A 467-nucleotide genomic window follows, 5' to 3' on the forward strand; every position below is an offset into this window, starting at 1 on the left:
TGTTATATTTATCGACCATCATGGACTTGTATAACAATGAAATCCTGGCCTATCGAATCAGTGATAAACAAGATACCTCGCTCGTCACTCAAACCCTCGAGGACGCCTGCAGAGGACGAGAAACCTACGAGGTGATCTTGCATAGTGACCAGGGAGCTCAATATACTTCCTATGCTTTTCAGGAAAAGGCCAAAGAAAAAGGCATTATCACAAGCATGTCCCGGAAAGGCAATTGCTTGGATAATGCCGTCATCGAATCCTTCCATTCCTCGCTAAAGTCGGAAGAATTCAGCAGCCCACTAAGACCGCATCTTACATGTTCCATTGTACAAGAAAAAGTGCAAGATTACATGTATTATTATAATTACAATCGGCCATTTACAAAATTAAACTGCCATACTCCAGTAGAATTCAGGAGCATGGCAGCCTAGGTGTTTTTTCCTGTCCCAATTAGCTAGGTCAGTTCA

Annotated in this window: 1 protein-coding gene; it reads left to right on the forward strand. The window is 42.4% G+C overall.

Annotated features, from left to right (window positions below):
- Window positions 1–431, forward strand: a 431-nt coding sequence (locus QYB97_RS25120; RefSeq protein WP_301168719.1) for an IS3 family transposase, incomplete at its 5' end; no start/stop codon positions are given.
- Between the last annotated feature and the right edge of the window lie 36 nt (window positions 432–467).

Source organism: Fictibacillus fluitans, from assembly GCF_030418125.1.
GTDB classification, from domain to species: Bacteria; Bacillota; Bacilli; order Bacillales; family Fictibacillaceae; genus Fictibacillus_C; species Fictibacillus_C fluitans.